At 62.5% G+C, this 21,921-nt stretch carries 7 protein-coding genes; 4 read left to right on the forward strand and 3 right to left on the reverse strand.

Annotation, left to right across the window (positions count from 1 at the left end):
* Positions 1-319 precede the first annotated feature (319 nt).
* Entirely contained in the window at positions 320-1,768 is a 1,449-nt protein-coding gene (locus ACVJGD_RS24615; RefSeq protein WP_456636734.1) for a hypothetical protein, read from the forward strand.
* Between the two features lie 595 nt (positions 1,769-2,363).
* On the opposite strand, the gene ACVJGD_RS24620 is transcribed toward ACVJGD_RS24615, so the two are convergent.
* Positions 2,364-3,230: a hypothetical protein gene (locus ACVJGD_RS24620; protein WP_456636735.1), complete on the reverse strand. Its 867-nt coding sequence runs from the start codon at positions 3,228-3,230 to the stop codon at positions 2,364-2,366.
* A 685-nt stretch (positions 3,231-3,915) separates the two neighbouring features.
* Here ACVJGD_RS24620 and ACVJGD_RS24625 point away from each other — a divergent pair.
* The 3 genes from ACVJGD_RS24625 to ACVJGD_RS24635 all read left to right on the forward strand — a co-directional run bounded on the left by ACVJGD_RS24625 (position 3,916) and on the right by ACVJGD_RS24635 (position 8,385).
* Positions 3,916-7,131: an autotransporter family protein gene (locus ACVJGD_RS24625; protein ID WP_456636736.1), complete on the forward strand. Its 3,216-nt coding sequence runs from the start codon at positions 3,916-3,918 to the stop codon at positions 7,129-7,131.
* Between the two features lie 292 nt (positions 7,132-7,423).
* The gene (locus ACVJGD_RS24630) at positions 7,424-7,894 is read left to right on the forward strand and encodes an aminoacyl-tRNA deacylase (protein ID WP_456636737.1); all 471 of its coding nucleotides are present in this window, start codon (positions 7,424-7,426) and stop codon (positions 7,892-7,894) included.
* A 68-nt stretch (positions 7,895-7,962) separates the two neighbouring features.
* Entirely contained in the window at positions 7,963-8,385 is a 423-nt protein-coding gene (locus tag ACVJGD_RS24635) for a CBS domain-containing protein (RefSeq protein WP_456636738.1), read from the forward strand.
* Between the two features lie 342 nt (positions 8,386-8,727).
* Here the strand turns inward: ACVJGD_RS24635 and ACVJGD_RS24640 are convergent, their stop codons facing one another.
* Together ACVJGD_RS24640 and ACVJGD_RS24645 are read right to left on the reverse strand one after the other, a co-directional pair.
* A complete protein-coding gene (locus ACVJGD_RS24640; protein ID WP_456636739.1) occupies positions 8,728-20,679 on the reverse strand; it encodes a filamentous haemagglutinin family protein in 11,952 nt (3,983 codons plus the stop codon).
* A gap of 210 nt (positions 20,680-20,889) precedes the next feature.
* Complete coding sequence (locus tag ACVJGD_RS24645; RefSeq protein WP_456636740.1) at positions 20,890-21,894, reverse strand: FecR family protein; 1,005 nt, start codon at positions 21,892-21,894, stop codon at positions 20,890-20,892.
* Positions 21,895-21,921: the final 27 nt, after the last annotated feature.

The following is a 21,921-nucleotide window of genomic DNA, read 5'->3' on the forward strand; positions in this document are numbered from 1 at the left end:
AAGGTTCTCGGCGAGATATCTCCGATCGGAATTTCGGGCACAGTGCACTCAATTAATACGTCGCATTTCTGCGGATAACGAGGCGAGTTCGTACATTGCCACCGCAATCTGTGGCAAGCGCTGCGAATTTAAGTGAACCCTCGCCGTGCTAGCGACACTTGAGGGTCGAATAGGGAATAGTGCCAAGGGTGGGATCGAGCCGCCGATGCCTGCGGTTTTGAGTCGCATGCTGAGCCACCTGATATCTCAGCATCGTGCCGATATCTATTTAAGGTTGTATCGTACGGTATTTCGTTTAAGCTTTTCAGGAGGACGAACCGTGCGTATTTTCGTCAGCTTCCTAATCTTTTTTGTTGTTTGTTCAAAACTATCTGCAGCCGAATGTCCAGGAAGTCATTGCAGTGCAATCGGGAATCAAATCAATGACATCTGCAAGAGTGATGGGTTCTCCGGAAATGTCGTGTACGTCGTCGGCCCCGGTGGCCTGACGTGCTATTGTCACTGCAGCTGCATGTCGTTCGGAACGATCGTCGCCATCAATGAAGATCAATGGAAAAAGATCGAAGACTTCAGAGTTGGCGATAAGGTGTTAACGCTTCAGAGCGACAACACGTGGAAAGAGACCGAAGTAAAGTTCAGCGCAGGTACTAAGGGAAATAACCAACCCCTGCCCTTCACCGTCTTCATCGAGTTGGAAGACGGTATCCAGTTGATCGTAACCCCCGATCACCCGTTCATGCTTCCGGACGGAAAATTACGTCGTGCTAGCAAATTGACGCTGTCTGACAAACTTGTGTCGGCGGGCCTCAAACCGGTAGCAATGAAGCGGCTCGAGTTTGGTATCTACACAGGAGGTATTCACAACATTGCGACCTCCACCTCTCTCATCAAGGAGTCTAAGTACGGTCATCTCATAAATACTGGCGGGATTATTTCGGGGGATTACTACGCGCAAATCATGCTTGCTGAGGATGATGACAAAGATCTGCCGGCGGTCGGCACCACGTCCTATGCTGCTCAAGCAAACAAGATGACGTCAATCAAGACTGAGACAGATATTGAGCCAAGAGTAATCGGAACAAACTACTTCACACCCTACAAGGCGTTTAAGCCACCGGTTGGGGCTATCCACTTCTTGCCTGAAGGAACACAGCCGAAAGAAGGCACCCTTCGACCACTTACCGATCCCGTCCCTCGAGAGATCGCGGAATATTTGGTTCATCACTTCAGCCGTTTCTATCCGGACGTTACGTACCACGTAGAATGGGCCGACAACACGGTCAATGCTTACGCATGGATCGAAGGCGGTCGCCGCCACGTTGCGCTGTTGGGAGGACTCATCCGCCATCAGGCAATGGGGGTCGAAGGTTTATCGCTCGTAACCGCTCACGAATTGGGCCATCACTACGGTGGAGCTCCAACTTATCCCAATAGCCCTCTGGCGTGCGAAGGACAGGCCGATTACTGGGGCGCGAGAAGCGGCATGCGTGAAGTTTGGTGGGGACCTGAGTATGTGAGGCAGATGCAAGAGGCGATTCCGCAACTCGACCAGCTCTTTCAAGGCATAATTGTTCCGACGGAATCCTCTGCAGGTGCCTTCCTGCCTCCTAGCGGTCATGCGGCCCCGTTGACGTGTGGTCATCCTCCGGCGGCTTGTAGGAAGGCTACTTATCAAGCTGCACTTGAAGCTCAGCCAAAGCCTGTGTGCGCTGGTGTTGCTGAAAGCGTCGTGGCACCTCTAACTCCTCGAACTCAGGGGGCGAGGTAAACTCTGTTTATTGTGCGATCCGTTCCGCATGGACCGTCTCACCCTCCACGAGCAAGCAGCTCGGATAAACGGCTCACGCCGTCTCCACACAATCCCGCCTCTCCCTGCAAGGTCGAGGCGGGATTGCATCGTCAGATGCAATCCGGGTGAGGGTCCTCGGTCGCTCAAGGGACCTTCGCTCGCGGATGCAAACCCCTCACCCAACAGAGCTCGCGTCGACCACCTGAGCAGCCCTCTCCCACAAGGGGCGAGGGTGCATCAACCGGCACCGAAGCGCGCGGCACAAAACCTACACTTTACTTAGGCTCTGCGGGCCGTATCCGATCTCCTGAATGCGGTTCTGCTTCACGGGTAGCTGAAGCTTTGAGGACATCGCAGTCCATAACGGTGCGGCCACGTTGCTGTATATCTTGGGATTTGGCGTCAGAGAGCGCGAGCGGACGCAAGAGAAGATAACCAAAGAGGACTTCGCGGCGATTGCCGCGCCGGAAGTTTATCTAGCGCGGCGCCCTACAATATACGTTGACGTTAGATGGGCTTGGATATAGGAGCGCGTGTTTTTTTAGGTCTTGAACCAATCGTCCTTATGCGTAGCTTATCCCCATGAATTCGGCGAGATGGACGGCCAGTTGTTCGGAAGCTCATAGAGATAATTCGCGCCGACCCGGAACGCGTCGATGAGTTCAAGCGCTTCTTCTCTGGTGAGGTCGGAAGTCTGCTTCTCGCCGTGAACCAATCCGTTGCGGATACGGTTCAAAGTTACGAGAGTTTTCATTTTCTGGTCGTCCGCTGTGCGGAGCGACAGTTCGCGAAGTAGCGCTGCGAGCGGCATTTTCTTGTCGGGGATGCCAAATAGTCGCGCGGTATCGCGTACTGAAGCCTCGAATCCGACGGCTGCAACAAGTACCGCTGCGAGATAGTAGCCGCTTTTGACAACCGCATACGCCTGGATGAGATACGGCTGCATCGGGGCGATGGTGAGCCCTCCGTCTTGCCATTGCACAATGGCTTGGTCGGCATCATCGGTATGCCATTCCATCTCTATTGCAGCCGGTGGTACAGGCGGCTCGGCGGGCGGCTCCGGTAGCGGTAGCTCGGGCTCTGCCGCTGGCGGTGGTTCAGGCGGCGGTGGCGGTGGCACCAAGCCCTGCGCGCGCAATTCGCCTAGGCCCTGTTGAAGGGTATCGAATCCCTGTTCTAGAGCGTCAAATCGACCGAGAACCTTTTCGCCGTGTTCTTCGTCATGGACGACCTTGGCAGCGCGCTGGATGAGATTTTGGAACGACAGGATGAGAAAGAACGCGAGGCTCGCCGCGTTCAGCCCGTCAACGTTCGATTCCTTCTTGAGAGCGACATAAACACCCCAAACGAGGGCGACCGAGACCGGGGCGATTGAGTCGCGCATCAGCTTGAAAACGACACGCCGATACTTCGCCCAAAACGCTTGTAGCTTCTCGACCACGACGGCGCCCCTATCCCAGCGCCGAGTTTCCACTACTTTGGGGCGCCTGTCTAGAAAACTACGCGGCCCCGCAAAATTGGCTCGTGTGATGCGTACATTTTTCTCCAACCTCCCCATTGTCAATTCGGTGCGCTCGGTCTCAAGCAGATAAGGCCCGCGACGGCGTCCCATTCTCAATGGCGCGCATCCGGACAACTCCCCTCCGAGCCGTAAGAATTGATGCGTCCACGACAGGAAGAACGCGACGGCGACGCGCGAGGTGATAGACTCGCAGGCCAGCGCTCACGCAGCGCTATCGCGCAAAATCGTAGTCTAGCGCACGAAAGCGTGGCCTGGTGCCAAGGGCGGAATCGAACCATGCGTCTTCGCCGTTCGGGCTACGCAAATCCAGGCACCGCCCCGCTGCCCCGACGCCGTGCTTGGGTGGCTGCAGCATCCGGAGACGGGAGCGATGCTGACGAATCGGAACAGCGCAACTTGTGACGCTTCCTCCTCTACCGTGGCTTTTGCGCAACTCACGGATGAAATCATCAGCGGCATCGCGGTTTGGCTTTGCGCGGAATAGGGGCCCATCATACTCATAGGACACTCAGGCTGGGGCTGACGGCATTCCGAAGAGGCTCGGATGCGATGTCCGTTTGCTCGCCCTACGCTAACCAGCGCGATATTGTCGGGGACCGCACTGATGTCGGGCGGGCTGATCCTGCTCGATGGCAGGGAAGCGCGCGCCGGCTGCGACTTCCACGATCCGATCTCCGGCCAGACCGTCACCTGCAGCACGGCCGCGCCCAATCCCGATCCGACACGGGTCGAGGCCGTGGCCGGCAGCACGAATGTCACGGTGAACGTGCTGCCGGGCTCGGGCATCACAACGGCCAACAACGCGATCCTGGTGCGTGATCAGAGCCAGGTCATCAACCAGGGCACGATCATCCAGACCGGAAACACGACGGACGGCATCCGCGTCGACAGCAACAACACCGTCACCAACACCGGCTCGATAACGACATCAGGCAGTCAGTCGGAAGGCATGTTCTCCCAGGGGGGCCAGAACAACATGCTGGTGAACGAGGTGGGCGGCACGATCACAACGACCGGGGCGAGTGCGGACGGCATGTCTGTCTTCACTGGCGTGAACGGAAATACGCTGATCAACAGAGGAACGATTACGACCTCCGGAGACGGTTCCAACGGGATGGAAGCGTTCGACGGAAACAACAACAGCCTCGCCAATGCCGGCACGATCACGACGGCAGGTGCAAACGCGAGCGCCGTGACGGCGACCGGGAACGGCAACACGTTCGTCAATAGCGGGAGCATCAATACGTCCGGGCTCAACGCACACGGCGTCACATGGAACGGAGCCACGCCGGGCGCAATCACCAACACCGGTGCGATCACCGCCGCCGGTCCCGGCGGTCTCGGCCTGTTCCTCGGTGGGCCCACCACGCTCACCAACAGCGGCACAATCGTCAGCCAGCAAGCCTCCGGCATCGTAGCCAACGGCGGCGGCACCTTCGCCAATGTCGGCTCGATCAGCGGCCAGGTCACCGGCATCACCAGCTCCTTCGGGCCGGCAGCCGTGACCAACTCCGGAACCATCAATGGTGCAACCTCCCCGGCGCTGCTCTTCAACGGCAGCCTCAACAATTCCGTCACCAATACCGGGACGATCGGCTCGGGCGGTGCCGTCGCCATACAGTTCGGCTCGGGCAATGACACGCTCGCGATGAATGGCGGCGCGATCACCAAGCAGGTCGAGATGGGTGATGGCAGCGACACGTTCACGATGACGGCCGGGGTGATGCAGTCGATCGATCAGGGCGGGGGGCTCGATACCGCGACGGTGTCGGGTGGCCGCATCATCGGCGCATTCAACGACGGCGACTTCTTCACCATGACGGGCGGCCGGATCGGCTCGGTCAATCTGATGGTCGCCAACAACGTGATGCGAATGTCCGGAGGCACGATCGACGGCAACGTCAACGCCGAGCAGGGTAACGATCTCCTGGAACTGTCCGGCGGGGTGATCGGCGGCAATGTCGATTTCGGCAACGGCAACAACATCGGCACCATCACGGGTGGCCAGATCGTCGGCTCGTTCATCACGGGAAACGGTGCGGATCAATTCACCTGGAGCGGCGGCAACATCGGTGGCCTCAATCTCGGCAGCAACAACGACGTCGCGACCTTTCGCAATCTGACGCCGGCGAACCTGGTCCCTGGCGTCCCTATCGACGGTGGGGCCGGATTCGATCGGCTGACCTGGGACAACACGACCGGTGGCGATGTCGCACGCTTCCTCAACTGGGAACTGTTCGAGCTCACCAACGCGTCGCGGCTCTTTTTCTCAAGCACGCTGACGCTCGGCGATGCCGGCACGGGAACCGGTGTGCTCTCGATCGATCCGACGAGTGCTGTTTTCGCCGGCCAGGGTGCGCACGCGATCGCGCCGTTCACGGCAGGCCAGCTCGTCACCGTGAACAACGCCGGCACGATTGACCTGACCAACGGCCCGCCCTCCGCGACCGACAGCCTGTCCATCGCCGGCAACTATGTCGGTCTGAACGGAAGGCTCGCGCTGCAGAGCGTCCTTGCGGGCGACGGCGCGCCATCGGACAGGCTCGTGATCTCGACCGGCAATGCGTCGGGCGCGACGGGTATCTCGGTCGCCAACCTCGGCGGTCCCGGCGCGTTGACGACCGGCGACGGCATCCTGGTTGTGCAGGCGATCAACGGCGGGACGACGGCAGGCGGCGCGTTCTCGCTTGCCGGAGCGGTTGCGGCCGGGCCTTTCGAATACCTCCTGTTCCGCGGCGGCGTGACCGCCGGCGCCGAACAGAACTGGTATTTGCGCTCAAGCGTACCGGCGTCACCGGCTTCTTCTCCTTCTCCCTTTCCGCCGGACACGCCCGTCGTCCCGACGCCCGAGGGCCCTGTCGTGCCACTCTTTCGCGTGGAAGTTCCGCTGCATTCCGTGCTGCCGGCGACTGCGCGGCAGATCGGGCTCTCGACGCTCGGCACATTCCACGAGCGTTTTGGCGATCAGGATCTGCTAAGCGGCAATGGCCAGCTCCCGGGCGTCTGGGGTCGCGTGTTCGGGTCGACACACGACCAGTCCTGGCAGGGCACCGTCCGGCCGGAGTTCGACGGCAGCATCTGGGGTATCCAGGTTGGCCGCGATCTGTACGGCATCGACCGGCCGAGCGGGCACGTCGACCGTTTCGGCCTGTTCTACGCCCACGCGCGTGCGGGCGGCGATGTGCGCGGCTTTGCGGTCGGCGAACTGCAGAAGTCGGTCGGATCGATCGGCCTCGATGGCGATACGCTCGGCGGCTACTGGACCCATGTCGGCCCGTCCCGCTGGTATCTCGACGCGGTGCTGATGGGCACGTTCCTGCAGAGCACCGAGCGCTCGATCCGTAGTCCGAGCACCGCGACGGCCGGCAACGCCCTCACCGCTTCGCTCGAAGCCGGTTATCCCTTTGCACTCGGGAGAGGCTGGGCGATCGAGCCGCAGGCGCAAATGATCTGGCAGCAAGTCTCGCTCGATCCGACGCGCGACCTGTTCTCGACCATCGCCTACGATGACTCCGACGCCTTCGCCGGTCGAGTCGGCGTCCGCCTGCAAGGCAGCGTGCAAGCGGGCTCGACGCTCGTCGAGCCGTACTTCAAGGCAAACCTCTGGCACACGTTCGCGGGCACCGACAGGGTGCTGTTTGCGACGACACCAATCGAGACAGCACGCCGTGCGACGGCGGTCGAAATCGGCGGCGGGTTCGCCGCGCAGATCACGGCTGCGGTCGCCGTCTACGGCGCGGCAAGCTACATCACGGATGTCGATTCCGACGCCAGCCGCCAAGGCGTCGGCGCCAATGTGAGCGTGCGCGTGCGATGGTAGACGATCAAACGCGGCTTCCGCGCCCGGCCAGGGCGCTCGAGAATTGGGCCAGGAACTCTGCCCTATCGGTGATCCGTACGCCGCGACGAGCGCCTGTTGCATGCAAAGCAGAAAGCATACCAACGCCAAGGTGGAGTCGTTGCATCGCTCCCCAGTCACTGGCGATGAATTGCAGCGGGCGGATGGAAGGAATATGTTGGCCTTATAATAACGCAGCCGCCCATCGTAAGGCGAGGCTCTGCAGGAAGACCTTACGGCGGATGGTTTGCCTACCCGCACCGGAGGTCGTGCCATGTCCATCGCTCCCACACTGCAAAAATACCTGGCCGCTGAAAACATCCAATACGAGGAGATCCAGCACGAGCTGAGCTCGTCGTCCACTCGCACGGCTGAAGCATGCCATATCTCGGGCGATCGTCTTGCCAAAGCCATCGTGTTGCGACGCGACGGCGAATATCTTCTCGCCGTCGTACCCGCATCGCACCACCTTCGCCTGTCGGAACTGCGGACAACACTCGGTGAGAATGTCGATATGGCGAATGAAACCGAAATCAATCAACTGTTCCGCGACTGCGCACACGGCGCCGTTCCTGCCATTGGCAAGTGCTATGGGCTCGATATCATCGTCGATGATAGCATCGAGACACAGCCGGAAATCTATATGGAAGCCGGCGATCATGAGACCCTGCTTCATCTCACGCATGAGCAGTTTGCGCGCCTGACGGCGAACGCACCGCATGGACGCTTCAGCGCACACGACTGAGGATTGGTCGCTCGCATCCGTGCTGCGCTGCGTCAAGCGCATCTGAAATCCAGTAACGGAGGTCCGCCATGAAAGTGAAAGAAGTGATGCACAAGGGCGTCGACTGGGTCAGCCCCGACACCCCTGTCACCGAACTCGCGAAATTGATGCGGGGCCATGACATCGGCTGCATTCCGATCGGAGAGGACGATCGGCTGATCGGAATGGTGACCGACCGCGACATCGTCTGCAAAGGGCTTGCGAGCAACAACTTCGACGCGCGTCGCGCGATGGCGCGCGATGTCATGACCGAAGGCATCCATTGCTGCCGGGAGGACGATGACCTCGCAAAGGCGATACATCACATGGAGAAGCTGCAGGTCCGCAGGCTGCCGGTGATCAACAAGAGCAAGCGGATGGTCGGCATCCTCAGCCTGGGTGATGTCAGCCATTCTGCGTCTGGCGACAATCTGCTGTCCGAGTGCTTCAGGAGCGTTTCGGCCCATCACTGAGGCGCGATCCGTCTTCGCCCTTCGGGCTACGCCGGACGAGGCCCCCCGCTCGTCCGGCTCGCCACGCGTAGCCGATGGCGAAGCGTGGTGCCCAGGGAGGGAATCATACGCAACCACCGACATGACGAACCGCTGTTTGTTCTTAGCATGGTGGCCTGAGCGCTGGGCATGGTGGCGGAGCTCCGCTACACCGCTAGAGCATGATCCGGAAAAGTGGAAACCGGTTTTCCGAAAAGATCATGCTCAAACAAAGAGATGAGATCATGATCCGATTCCGTCTAATCGGATCATGATCTAAAGGCATTACGTGCGAACTACAATGTTCTGCCGCTCCAAGAGCTCTTATTGCCCTGCCGACGGTCGCTTCTTCTCTAACAGCTGGCGTCGTTGAGCTGGTGTAAGATCGCCGACCGCAAGGACTTGAACTCGACTGTTGGGGTCCTCAGCCTCGCTGCGGCGCTGCCGGTTGTCATCTCGTTGCGGCTGGAGCGGTGCGTCACCGCCATCACCTCCGCCGAATCCCAGGAATTCGACCATGATGATCGACGGGCGATCATTGTTGGTGGGCACGGCCGGCTGAGCCTGTTGCGTCGCTGCCGTCAGGTTATTGCTCGTGGCCAACACCGCGACCGGCGGCGCCTGCACGGTGGGAACGCCGGTGACATTGCCCTGCGCCTGGATGTTCGCGGCGTTGAGGATCTGCAGCGCCGCAAGGTTGACGTTGCCCGAGGAACGGATGCCCGCCTCGCCCGCATCGATCGTGCCGAGCGGTGCGATCAGATCGATATTGCCGGCGGGAATGCCCGGGATCGGGTTGAGCGTGGCGACGCCGGCGCCGCTGGACGGCACGTTCGGCGACAACGCGACATTGCCATACGCGTCATAGACCCGTCGCGGCGGCGTATAGACGATGGTGGTCTTGGCGCCACGGCCGGCGTTGATATCGCCCTCTGCCGACCATGCCTGGATGTCGCCGCCGAAGGTGGTCATGATACGCGACAGGCCGAGCAGGATGCTCTCCTGCGAATAGAGGCGGATATCGCCTTGTCCCTGGGTGAGCAGGCCGGCTGGAGTCATCGGGGGCCCAAAGCCCCGATCGGTCGCCGGCGTGACCCCCGAGATGCCAATGGTGATCTGGCCATTCGGCACCAGCGTCTGGATCGAGCCGCCGACGATGGTGCGGATTCCGCTGTTGTTATCGGGTCCCTGGAACAGGATGAGGTCGCCGTGGCGTGTCGTGGCAGTGCCGGCCGCATCGGTTTCCGGGAATAGCGCCGCGATCGCATAGCGTCCGCGCAGATAACTGTTGAAGCGCGTGCTGTCGGGATTGTTGTATTCGCGGCCCGAGGCCAGCAGTTCCGTGAAGTAGACTTGGCGCAGGAAGATCCGCTGCTGCTCAGGCGACAGCGTCGCGAAATACGCGAACGCCGCCTCCTCACCACCGCGAAAGCCGTACCGGTCGAAGAGCCATTGCGCGAGCTCTTTCTCGTAGGTCTTGGCGACCTTTCCCGGTTGGTCGGCAAGCGGTCTTTGCCGATCCGCGAGATTGGCGAGATTGAGGTACAGGTTGGCAAAGTCGCCCCACGCCACGTTGCCGACGCCTGGCGCTCCAGCTCCGATGCCGGCCATCACCGCAATGTCCGCACCCGATTGCGTGTCGCCCCGGACGAGTGGCCCCAGGCTGGCGATTGCGCCCTTGTCCGCCTGATAGACATTGCGGCCCGCCGTCACTTCCAGCGTGCCCGGCCCGGCAATGTCGACATTGGCGTAAATAATGTCACGTCCGGCCGACACCCGCGACACATCCGTGGTGCGGTTGTTGAGGATGACGGCGTTGAGACCGACGATGTCGCGGCCGGCCAGCAACCATGCCTGCTTGCCGACGATGTCAGTGTAGCTCCAGGTCCTGGTGGACGTGTTCAGCCCCTTGTTGCCGAGCCGGACGTTGAGAATATCGCCATTGACGGCATAGAGGCGGATCGGCTCGGGGTCGTCGATATGCAGGTTGCTCGTCAGATCACCTGCACCTAACGTCCAGTACCGGATACCCGTGACCTGCAAATCGCCGCGACCGTTGATCGAATCCCAGGCCAAGAACTCCAACTGCCCCCGAGGCGATGGCGCCAACGTACCAGAGGATCTCAACAGAATGTCACCCCCTGCAGCGACGACCGAAAGCGAAGACACGGTTGAAACGCCCAGACCGACATCACCGCCGCCCGAGAACAGCACAGCGCGCGTCGCATCCGTGCTCAAACCGCTCTCTCCCGTAACGGCGGCCACCAGCTCGGAGCGACTGTAGGCGGTCAGCACGCCATCGCCGATGCTCAAGCTGCTCACTCCGGAGAAGAGCGATCCGTAGGATTTCGCCAGATCTAGCGCGCGCGGGTCGTTATCGTGCCGTTTGCCGAACTGCTGAGCCACCACGGTGCCGACCGATGCGGCGCGCAGATCGATGTCGCCGCGCAGATCGACCAATGAAGCGCTCGAAATGCTGCCGGCGATGTCGAGGGTCAGATCGCCGCCGCCCCCGAGAATCCGGGCGCCGTCGGCTTGCGCTTGCCCGCTGCTGCCGACGGCCGCCGTCAGGCCCTGTGCATCCCCGCCGGACTTCACGACGACATTGCCGCCGCCAAGAGAACCGATGCTGGCGAAACCGCGCAGCACGTTCGTGGTGGACATGTCGTAGGTGCCGAAGTTGATCCCCCAGTCGTCTCCGTTCTTCAACAGCCAGTTGGCCGACATGGACGACACGTTTGCCGTACCCGTAGGGCCACTGATAGGTGCGCTGTAGCCCTGCAGGTTGCCCTGCGCGGCCAGCAGAACGTCGCCGCCACCCTCGGTGAAATAGAAGCGGGCGGAATGCAGCGCCGCCGCGAACGGGTCGCCGCTGACCACCGTGTCACGCCCGACGCTGCCGGTCTGCGCGCCGGCCGTGTAGACACCGAATAGCGACTTCTGCTGGTAGTCGCCCCCGGCCAGCAGGTCCAGATAGCCCGTGCCGGTACGCAGCACGCTCATCGCCTGCTGGACCTGCGCAGTGCTACCGAAATGGTAGTGCGGATCGTTCAGCACGAGGTCGCCCGCTCGGGAAACACCCACGCTGCGGGTGTCGGCTGCGCCAAGATCGGCACCCGCCACATAGCGCATGGACCAAGACTGCATCCCGGGATCCAGCATCGGGGCAAGGGCGTAGAGATGGCCCTGCGCGCCGTCGCTGCCGGGCGAGCGGAGCGTGGCGCCAACCAGGTTCTGCACGGTCGCGCCTCGGGGCAGGGTCATACCGACTTCGACGAAAGCTGGCGCGGAAAGCGAAAGGCTGCCGGTGAAATAGTTGCCCAACACCGTGTCCTTGGCAACGATCGTCCCCGCGGCCATGCGCACGGTTACGCTCGGGGGCAGCGTGATACCCGCCTCGACAAGCATGTTGTTCATCAGCCGCGCACCTGCTGGAACCGGCTTATTCGCCTCGAAGGCGACTGTGCCATCCGCATTGAGGATGCGCGCTGAAGGTGTCCAGCCCGCGGGCAGGATGGTCACCCCTGAGGTCTTGAACGCGAAGGGGATCGTCGCACCGGCCTTGAGCGTAGTAACCCCGAGGGTAATCGGAAACGCCAGTTTCACGCCTGCCGTCACCGGGATCGTCGAGCCGCTGGCCAGCACCATCGGCGCCGACATGACCGTATCGGCGGTCAGAGTCTGACTGATCCTCGGAATGGTAACGCCGGTCGGCACGACCGTGCCGGCCCTGATCGTGATCGGTTCGCGTAGAGCAATCTGCGTTGAGTTGATCACGTCCAGCGGGGTCCCCGCCGGCCAGGTCATGGCGCGGATAAAAACGATAGTCGGCAGCACATTGCCCCGCGCGATCTTGCTGCCCACTGGGATGACCGTGCTGGCGGCCAGCGTGGTGCCGGCCGCCAGCACCATGCCGTCGGGCCGGATGATGTCGCCCTTGAGCGTGAAGCCGGCAGGCAAGTTGATCTGACCTGCAAGCTCCACCTGAACCGGGATGACGACATTCGGCTTGATCTCGAGACTACGCAATGGGATCTCGAATTCGAGCACGAGACCGGCCGTGTTGGGGAAGGTCGTAACGGTGTTGAACGCGCCCGAATCATTACCCGGCAAGAGGATATCGACTGGCACCGTCACATCGTTGGGCAGCGCGATGCCGGTGGGAAGAATCCAGCCATTGTCGTCCGGCGTGGCCAGTGGCCGCCCGAAGCCGTCGGTGATGCTGCCATTGACCTTGAAATCGCCACCGGCGCGCACCCACACCACGCCCGCCTCGCCGGAGCCGCGCAGTGCGGGATTGGCCTGCGGTCCGTAGCGGTAGCCGGAGAAGTCGATGTCGCCCTGCGTTGCGAGATCGCCCTCGCTCCAGATCTCGACGCCCGGCCGCAGGTGGAATGCCTCCCCATAGGCGCGCAAACCCGCCAGTCGATTCTGAAGGCCGGCATTCGCCAGCGCCGCGTCGACGAAGACGGTACTATCGCCGTGAATACCGTTGAGCAGATCCTGGTCGATGATCCCGCCATCGGGCAGATCATAGCGGCGGAAGCCGTTGACCGCGATGCTGGCGGCGCCGCGGATATCGAGCGGGCCTGCGGCATCGATCGCAATATCATTGGCGCCGGCGCCCGCACCGCCTGCGCCACCCAGCCGCTGTGCGTTGATCTCGATATGTCCGCGTGCGACGCCATCAGCCGCGGTGAGATCGATCGTTGCGCCTGACGCGAGCCCAATCCATCCTTCGGTCGACGTCAGCTCCACATGGCCGCGGTTCTTGGCTTCGATCGGCTGGCCTTTGCCATCCACCTGTAGCACCGTGCCATGCGCATCAAGCACGGCCGTCGACGCAAGGGTGACGTCGTCACGGGCGGACAGGCGGATCGTGCCTGGGCTTGCGCCGCTGGCATCGATCGTTCCGACGACGGTCAGGCTGCCGCCGTCGGCCGACAGGCTCACATGGCGCGCACGGACCTCGTCGCCAACCACCAGGTTGCCGGTCTTGACGGCCATGCTGCGCGACTGGAAGAACGCGCCCGCATTGAGAAGCCGGTTCAACGCGGCAAAATCCGCCAGTATGCGCGCCCGAACGTCAAAGCCGCCATCGTCGTAGCCTTCGGCGCCTTTGCCGCGCAAGGTGCCATTGAACGCAACACTGCCGCCAGTTCCCACGGCTTCGACCGTGATCGAGCCGGCCTCGTTGTGATCTGCGGAAACATCGATGACCGAGCCGGCCGCCTGGACGATCCGGCCATTGGTGCTGCGCATGTCCACATCGCCGCCCCAGCCATGCTTGGTGACGTCGAAGAACGCGATCGAGCGACCGGAAAGATCGATCCGCGCTCGATCGGCCAGAGTGATGTCGCCGTCGGCCTTGAGCGCTAGCCGGCCACTGGGCAGCGCGATGCCGGTATCGATCGAAATGGTGTCGCCGTTGAAGCGCAGCTCGCCGCCCAACTCGCGGACATCAGTGGTGCCGGCCGGCCCGGTTTGCGGCGCCCGCGCCGTGATGGCCCCTCCCGCCGTGTAAGCCATATAGCCACCGCCCTGCGCGGTGATGAGCGGCGTCATCAGATTGAGATTGCCGCCGGCATAGGTCTTCGCGCCGAGGTCGTAGCTACGGTAGACCGACAGCGTGCCGCGGTTGTTGGCGGTGATGCGCTCCGAGGCGACGAGATCGACCGTCGAGAAGCCCAACGCCAGCCGGTCGAGCGCTGTCTCGTTCTGGTACTGATCGCCGGGACCGTAACCGAAGACGATCTCGCGCGCGTCGATGCGTAGCGTGCCTGTGCCGGTACCCGGCCGCTGGGCCGGCGGCGTCAAGGCACCATAGGGGCTGGCGAGGACGCCGTTGCTGGCCAGCGAGCCGTTCCAGATCAAGGTGTCGGTGGCCAGGGTGGCGACGTCGTTATCCGTTCCCCAGCCGTAAATGGCCGGCGTGTTGAGCACCAACGTACGGCCGCCCGCGCTACCGCCGCCGCGCATGTCGAGAGATACATCCCCAAAGAAGTTGAGCGAGGACGTAGCGGCGAGCGTCAACCGCTCGACGCCCCGCAATGTCGCATCGCCAGGCGTGAGCAGACTGTCCAGCACCGATTGGGTCAGCGTCCAGCCGGAGCCGAGCGCGCCGGCCGCCCTCGCCGCATCCAGCGACGCTTCGGTGCCGACATTGATTTCCGGGAGGCTGAGCGACAGGTAGCGGGCATTGAGCGCCACGTCCGTGCCGAGATTCACACCTTGGCTGGCGGTGAAGTCGATAGTGCCCAACGTGCGCAGCACGGCACCGTCTTCGATGATGATCGTGCCGGTCGGACCAATCGCTGGCGCCAGAAAATTGAACTCGCCGTTGGCGACGGTGAGAACCGCCTTGGCGCCGGCGACGGGGACACCGGTATTGGGATTGAGGTTGCCCCAATTGGCAAAGACATAGCCTGCCGTCGAATCGAACACCCGGGCCTGGCTGTGCGTGGTATCGAGAACCGCGCCGCTCGCGACGTTGATCTGGTTGGCCGCGATGAGAAAGATCTGACCCGCCTGCAGAGTGGCGCCGCTGCGCACAAAGATATTGGTGTTCTGCGCGACGCCGATGAAATTGACGCGTGGCCCTTCAAGAGCATTGGAGTTGGTGTTCTCGGTAAAGGAGTAAACGCCCCCGACCAGCAGTGATCCGGCGTTGAAGCGCGACAAATCCTCGGCAGACAGAGATGCCATGCCTTGCGTTGGCGCCGCGTCCGACGGCCTGATCTCGATCGTGCCGTCGGGGGGATTGAAGAGGATGTGCGTCGACAACTGTACGGTCAGAATACCGGCATAACCATCCTCGGCAGGCGCGAAGTTGGCGTCGCCGTCGAATGACAGCACATCGCCGGTGCCCATCTTGAAATCGAACGTCAAAACCTGGGCGTCGACCGGCAGGCGCGGGCGCAAGAGGCCGAAGAGCTCGGCATTGGCTCTCGCAAAATCGCTGTAGCTTGTTTCGTTATACTGCGAATAGGTTCGCACTTTGTGGGCCGGGGTCAACACGAGCCGATTGGGCAGCGCTGCCCGAATGTTTGTGTTGGCAAATCCGAGCGTGCCGGCGGACACGTAGGAGCCGTTGCCGAGCGCTGCGGTTTGCGCCGCGGATGTGGTCGCGCCCCCGATCTCGACGCGCCAGGCACCCGGCAGGAGAGCATAGGTCGAAGGCAGCAGCGTGTAGGTGCCTGCGGGCAAACTGCCGACTGGCCGGCTCAGCGTGATCTGCTGACCAACCATCGGATCGCCCGCACCATGGTCGGGCGATAGTGGCGCATAACTACCAGCGTAGCCGGGAACCAGCGCATAGATGCGGTTCGACGCGTTACTGTAGGCATTGGCCGGATTGGCATTGACGAGCGGCGTGCGCAGCACGTCCACCGAGCCGCCGCGGCCGGTGATGAAACCGGCTCCGGTCAGCGTGCCTCCGCCGGACAGATCGAGCAGCGAGCCGGGCTCGGCAACGACGCGCTCGGCCTTCAGAGTCACGCCGCCGGACGCCAGCATATTGGCAAGATCGGTGAAGGCGACCTTCGCGCCAGCATAGCTGTAGACTTGTCCGTCGATGGTGCCGCCATACGGCATGATCAGGGCAGCCGCGCTGGTCGAGGTGATGCTACCCTCACGCAGGGTGACCGTGACAGGCGGCGTAACGATGTTGTTCGGTACTCTCGGGAAAAAATCCATTGTCAGGGGCCGGTCGCCCAGCGTGATCTTGCCTAGCGGAGCACGCAGAATGCCGCCTTGATCGATGGTCGCGGCAACGAGCCCCAGACTGCCGAAGACCGATTGTGGCAGTGCGGGCTTGCTGCCATTGCCGCGCACGGTAATGACGCCATCCGCTCCCGGCACCGATCCAATTATACCGGCGCCGACGACCGCCGTTGCCTCGGTCAGCGGATAGATCTGCGCCGCCTCGAGGGTGATGCTATTTCCACCACTGACAAGGAAGCCGGTACCGAAGCGGATATCGCTGCGGCTGACGAGATCGATCGCACCGAAGCCTGCGGTCTCGAAGGGGATGGAGAGACCAGTCGCGCTGGTCCGGTACGTCGCCCACGCGCCGGACCAGATTCTGTTGCGGACATCAATTAGATCCGCTTCGACACGTAAGCTACCGTGGTTGGTCGTCGCGGGCACAAAAACGCCAAGGTTCAAACCCGGATAGACCGTACCCTCTGGCTGGTAGATATCGACCGCGCCGTCGAGCAACACATGCGGTGCCGACAGCGTAACGCGCGTGTCCGCAGTCGCGGCGGACAGCACGCCGCGGTAGAGCGCAAGGCTGCGCCCCGTCGACAGATGGACGTCGTCGTCGAAGCGGAGCACGTCGCGGCTCCACAGCAAGAGGTCGTCGAACCCGCCCGCCGTCACCTGCTCGGCGCTGATGCGAGCGGTGTTGTAGGGAATCGCCGGATCGGCTTCACCCGCCGTCAGGCCAGCCGGCAGCCCGCTTCCCACGCGCTGCTGAGTGACGGTGAGCACATGTGGCGGCCTGCCGGCCGGAGCGGAGATGGCGTTTTCCAGAACCAGCGTCAGGCTGCCACCCGCGGCGCCCGCGCCACCCGCCGCGGCGCGCAGCTCGCCATCGAGGTAGAGGCCGGCCATCGAACCGATCATGATGGAGCCGCCATTGCTGGCGACTGCCGACGGCGTCCAGCTCCCGAGGATGCCATTGTCCAAAGGCAGATCGAGCATACCATTGGTGCCGGAGGCATCGAGCACTGCCCCCGGCCGCACTACAACCATGGATTGGGTGACGGGCAGCGTGCCGGTTGTTGCATCGGGCGTCAGCGACTCCAAGCCAATGCGGATAGAACCGCCGTCAGATACGACACCGTAACGATGCCCCGCATTGTCGGTGCGGATGACCGCTTCGGCCGAGACGTCGAGACGCGCATGCTCGCCGATCCAGATCGACTGGCCGGGCGTGCCGGTCTGAATGGCCATCGACAGGCCATGCAAGTCGCTGCCGATGACGACGTTGCCGCCGCGCGCCAGGATCGTGCCGTCGATGGTGGTCTGTCCATGCGACTGGATTTCAACGATGCGCCCCGGATCAACCTTGATCGTCTTGCCCTCAGCGAGCACGAAGCTATCGACGCCGACCAGCGCAATGTCTGCGCCCGCACGCCGGGTCAGCGTGCTGGCCGCAGCGTTTTCCAGATAGGTCGGTGGCAGCCAGAGCTCAGCCGCCTCCGAAATCGCGCGGTCGCTGACGGCGGTATGGCTGGCTTCGGTGGCACGATAGACGGGCACTATCGCTTCGACATCGCCATCGATCCGCATGCCGAGCGCCGTGGACACGACGTAGTGGGAGAAGCCCTTCCGGAACGTGTCGGACCGCAATGTGAGAACCGTGTCGCTTGAAGCGACCTCGCCGGCAATGGACACGTCGCGCGCGCCTGCATGCAGCGTGAGCGTGCCGCCACCTGCAAAGCCGTAAGCACGAATGTCGCCATCGAAAGTCAGGGTGCCGCCCATCGATATGATACCGCTGGCGCTCGAATAGCCGGCCGCGAGCTTTGCATCGCCGCCCCTACCACCTTTGACGGAGCCGGACGGCCCTATGGCAGCGCCGGCCGATGCATCGATGAGCGAGTCTGCGGCCAACGTCACGTTGCCGGTCGATTCGAGACGCACCGAGCCGCCGTCGATGAATGCCGTCTGCGCATAGCCCGTCGGATCGAGCAACGCATTCACCCAACGGCCAGTTACATTGAGCGAAGCACCCAAGGTAACGGAGGCGACGCCTCCATGCGTCAGCACAATCGGTGTCTGGGCGATGAGGGTGTTGCTCGAAAGAATGCTGCCGTTCCGCGCCGTAATGTCGGCGTTGATGTCGACGATCGGCGCCACAAGAGAGACCGAGCCGCCGTCGACGACCGACAACGGCGCATCGATCGTGATCTTGCCTGCCGTCGCGATTTCGATGCTGCCGAGGTTTTGCGCGTTCAGATATCCGGCATCGAACCAGGCGGTGTTGGCATGGTCCTCGGGCAAAGACAGAGCCGTCCTGTCGCCGATGACCACGTCCGTGTCATAGACACCGAGCAGGCCGTTTGCCGCGTAGCGGCCGAGCGCGAGCGTGCCGGCGAACGGGACCGTGCTCTGCGACAACTTGTAACCGTCGCTGGCGCCGTCAGGTCGCGCCCCGATCTGGCGCTGGCCTTGAACCACATCGGCCAAAATCGTGCCCTCGAAGATGGCGGTCGGCGTCGAGAGGATGAGCCTGCCGGCGTCGCGGCCGACGGTGTAGCCGTCCTCCCAGCGCACGCTTTCGCGGCCACGTCCGAACGTGCTGGTCCAGACCTCGGTGACGTTCCAGCGCTCATGCTTGCGAATGAAGCCCTGGCCGAGGCCATAGAAGGTCATGTCGGCGCGGGCATCACTGATGTTGTAGAGGCGGCCGTCCGACCCGAGGAAGTTCGTGGTGCGGATATAGCCTGCCTCGTAGCGGACCGAGCCGCCGGAGATGTCGAACACTGATCCGCTTTGCGCGATCACTTCCAGCGCCGACAGCGTGATCGTGCCGCCGACCGCGCTCCATTCGCCGATGGTGTGCTTGGTGTTGGCGAGGTAGCCGCCGACTTCGAGCAGGCCGCCCGGCGTATAGTAGCGATCGCCCTCGTAGCCGCCGGTGCCGGACGGCACGTAGGTCAGGTCGCGGATATCGAGCCAGACGTCGGCATTCTTCAGCGCATTGCTGTCGCGGTTCTGCGGCGAGTCGCGCAGCTCATTGCCCTGGATGTTGACCATGATATTGTTGGTCGCCATCGCCAGCGACACGTTGCGCACGCCGGAGACATCGATCGTGGCGCCGTGCTCGCTGAAAATGCGACCGCCGGCTGACACCGCCACCAGCCCACCCTGCGCGATGGTCAGCGAACCTTGTTCCGACGAGGCTCCACCCTTGAAGATCACATTGCCGCCGGTGACGATCTCGATCCGCGACTGATCGAGACGATCGGCGAGCAGCGATAGGTTGTTGAACAGGCCGGCTGCTGCGCCGGCGCGCTGCCGGTTGGCTTCGGCTGAGGCTGCAATCAGCGCGTCGCGCTGGCTGTTGAGCGCAGTCTCGTCACTCTTGAGCTCGGGAATGACAGTGGTGACGCTGCCCGCGCCGAGCGTGACGGTGCCGCTTGTGTCGGCTATCGAGTTGAGGAGATGGATGGTGCCGCGGGTGTTGACCGAGGTCGAAGCGGCCAGCGCGCCGTTTTGCTCGATGGTGCGGCCAGCGAGCGTGATGTCGCCCTGCGAGGTGAAGACCATGCCGTCGTTGCGCACGAGTCCCGCAAAGCTGCCGGCACGCAACACTGGCGCGATCTCGTTGCCGCGCGTGGTCGAGGCGATGTTCTGGTCGGTGCCATAGCCGCGCCGCAGCACGAAGTCATCGCCCGCGGCGAACTGCGTCTGCCCCAGCGGCGTCGTGATCGCGCCGGCATTGATGACCTGGCCGCCCATCAGCAGCACGAAGCCCCCGCCTGATGTGACGGAAGCCGGCGCATGAGTCGCGATCTGTGCGCCCGCCTCGACGCTGACGATACCGCCTCCGGTGCCGTTGCCGAGCAGCGCGGCCGCATCGGTGAAGCTCGGAGTCCAGGTCGAGCCGGTCTGGGTCGAATAAATGCCCTTCAGGAACTGGTCGTCCGACATCTTCGCGGTGGAGGCGATCAGCGCGCCGACATTGATCTGGCTGCCCCCGCCAAAGATGATGCCGCTCTGGTTGATGACATAGACCTGCCCGTCAGCCTTGATGTTGCCGAGGATTTGGCTTGGCCCAGTGCCGGCATCGACCCGGTTGAGAGCAACCCAGTTGGCGTTGCCGTGTTGGTCGAAGGTCAGCGTGGTCCGCGATCCGACATTGAAGGTCCTCCAGTTCAGGATCGCCTGCTGCCGGGTCTGGTCGATGTTGACATTGGTCTGTCCGCCTGCGACCGATTGCGCCGGCGCATTGGCGCCGCTCCAGCCCGCCGCCAAGTCCGGCATCAGGCCGCCCGGCGTCAGCCCGTTCGGAACATTGATGTTCAGCCCTGCGGAATGCGGCACGCCCTGCGCTGCCGCACGCGCGGCATTCTGCAGGCTCTGCATGGCCTGCAATGCCTGCGCCGCGCGGCCCAGCGATTGCTTGACCTGCTGCGCCGTTTGCGCCGCCCGCTGCGCATTCGACACCGCATCGTTGATCGTCGTTAGCGGCGCGCTCACCGGATTACCGCCGAGTGGACGCGCGATGGCCCCCTCGATACCTCCGAGCGCGAGCGCCAACATGCTTGCGCCAGCAAGCAATGCGGAACGATGACTCTGGCGGCTGGTCTTAGCGGTATTTCGTGTCAGGTCGCGGGCCATTTAACAGACTCTCGGCAATCGGTTTTGCATCGGCTCACAAGAATGCGGCACTCAATGAGGTGTGCGGAAAAGCCGAGCCGCGACCGAAATGATTTTTTGCTGAGATCGAAAAAAAATTCGATGACGCCGGACTCAGCCTAGCAGCGTAATGCCGCCCGGCAGCCTCGTGGCCCTTGCGCCGAAGATTTGTTCAATCTGACCAACCACTTCGCCGATGTTCGATATTCGGAATCGAGCGTTGAAGCGTTTACGACCAAGTTCCGCATTGGTCAGCACAATTGCGCCGGATTGATATCGATTGACTTCGGCAATCACATCGCTGATCGGCGTCGCTTTGAAAATGATGACGCCGTCCTTCCAGGCGGTCACCGCCGCAGAGTCGATGGCGACCGGTTGCCGGATGCCGTCTTCCGAATAATTGACCTGCTGACCAGACAAAAGTGGCAGCGCCGCTGTTCGCTGCTCGACGTGTACCTGCCCTTGCAGGCAGGTCACACAGACGTTTCGGTTCTCGTACCGAACATTGAAAAGCGCGTCGGCTGCAACGATACGGCCGTCTGCGGCAAGAACAGTCACCGCGTTGGAGGCTTTGGGTGCAGTGACAATTGCCTCACCCGCGAGCAATTCGATTTGATCCGCGTTTTCCGCGGATCCCCGCAGGGCGATGCTGGTTCTTGTATTCATCTCAACGGAAACATGACCGGAGAGTGTAATCTGGCGTTGCTCTCCGATGCTGGTCCGGTAGTCCGCGCTGAGTTCGCTCCAGGACGGCCAGAGACCGAGCGGGGGCCGAGCAACCAACAAACCGACGCCGCTCACGGAAGCTGCCAGTGCGCCACCAATAAAGGCTCGCCGCCCGATGCGCCGACTGGCGAAGGAAGACGCATTTGCAGCTTCAGACCAGGGAACGACGGCATCCAGTGGCCGCACGTACCGAGCGGCTGGTTCTACGTACTTCCAAGCCCTGCTCGCCCGGTCAAACGCTGCCGCGTGCGCCGGGCTTTGTGCTGACCATCGCTTGAGGGCATCAAGGTCGCTCCGGCCCGCCCCGCCGGAAGCGAAGCGCACCACCCAAGCGTGGGCTTCATGTTCCAACCGCGTTGGATTGAGCGGAAGGTGATCATTCTCCTCGGTCATCAGCCAGCGGCCCTACGACTCGCCATT

The sequence above is a fragment of the Bradyrhizobium sp. USDA 10063 genome, from assembly GCF_054063735.1.